The following is an 876-nucleotide window of genomic DNA, read 5'->3' as shown; positions in this document are numbered from 1 at the left end:
AACCCGGCGGGTTTTTAGGCATGAGTGAGGCGGGCGGCCCCTCCCCGGTGGAGGTGCCGCCCGCCTCGCAATATGTGCTGAGAGATTAGTCTGCAGGGTTCTCTGTGAGGAACTCGTCGAGGTCGATGCGGTAGCCGTCATCTTCGGCGCGTGCCTTGCGAAGAGCCTCAATGTCGAGGAGCTCTTCGTACTCTTCAAGTAGCTTCAAATCTTCGTAGGAGATGAGCGCGGCAACAGTCTTTCCGTTGCGGCTGATGAGGGGACGTTCGCCGGAGAACACGGCTTCGTTGACTTTGGTTCCGAGGTTGTCGCGGAGTTCTTTAAGAGTCGTGACATTGGAACGAGTCCGGTGAGTGGTGACAGTCATGACTGGTTCCTTTCTGGGGTTGATGCGTTAGCTCCGAGGATAGTTCCTGTGCAGATTCCATCCAGGGGAGCTACTTACATAGTACAACAATGTAAAGTGTGTAAAAAGTGTACACTTTTTCTGCTAAGGTTGAGGTTAAGATTTAAAGCTCTGCCTGAAGGATGCAGATGACTGCAAACCATGTCTCAAGCCCCGCGTACCGGGTCGAATTGACGCGCAAAGCAGCGAAAGAACTGAAGAAAATCCAACGAGAAGACCGGGCTGTCTTTGAGAAAATTATCGCCTGCCTCCGGTCCCTTGGTGACGACCCATATATGGCGGGAGTCAAGAAGCTACAGGGTGAAGAAGGGTACAGGGCACGAGTAGGAAATTACCGCATTCTATACACCATTGATAACGGCGCGGTTGTTGTTGAGGTTTTCCGGGTCGGTCATCGGCGAGAAGTCTATCGTGGCCTGTAGAGTGAATGCGGCGTGATGGACGGTAGCATCTACCCCTCCGCAGGCAAG

At 53.3% G+C, this 876-nt stretch carries 2 protein-coding genes; one reads left to right on the top strand and one right to left on the bottom strand.

Going from position 1 to position 876, the window contains the following annotated elements; translation table 11 throughout:
• Window positions 1-85: 85 nt before the first annotated feature.
• Window positions 86-367 (bottom strand): type II toxin-antitoxin system prevent-host-death family antitoxin, encoded by a 282-nt coding sequence (locus tag AB8C10_RS09240; protein ID WP_368867558.1) that lies wholly within the window; start codon window positions 365-367, stop codon window positions 86-88.
• A gap of 161 nt (window positions 368-528) precedes the next feature.
• Between AB8C10_RS09240 and AB8C10_RS09235 the strand changes: the two genes are divergently transcribed.
• The gene (locus tag AB8C10_RS09235) at window positions 529-828 is read left to right on the top strand and encodes a type II toxin-antitoxin system RelE/ParE family toxin (protein WP_368867557.1); all 300 of its coding nucleotides are present in this window, start codon (window positions 529-531) and stop codon (window positions 826-828) included.
• The last annotated feature ends 48 nt before the right edge of the window (window positions 829-876 follow it).

Source organism: Rothia mucilaginosa (genome assembly GCF_964210535.1).
GTDB lineage: Bacteria > Actinomycetota > Actinomycetes > Actinomycetales > Micrococcaceae > Rothia > Rothia mucilaginosa_F.
This window is presented reverse-complemented; position numbering and strand designations above follow the sequence as displayed.

Bases quoted from the DNA above. Each gene is read 5' to 3' on its own strand.
- AB8C10_RS09235 (WP_368867557.1), top strand. From the start codon at position 529: ATGCAGATGACTGCAAACCATGTCTCAAGCCCCGCGTACCGGGTCGAA.
- AB8C10_RS09240 (WP_368867558.1), bottom strand. From the start codon at position 367: ATGACTGTCACCACTCACCGGACTCGTTCCAATGTCACGACTCTTAAA.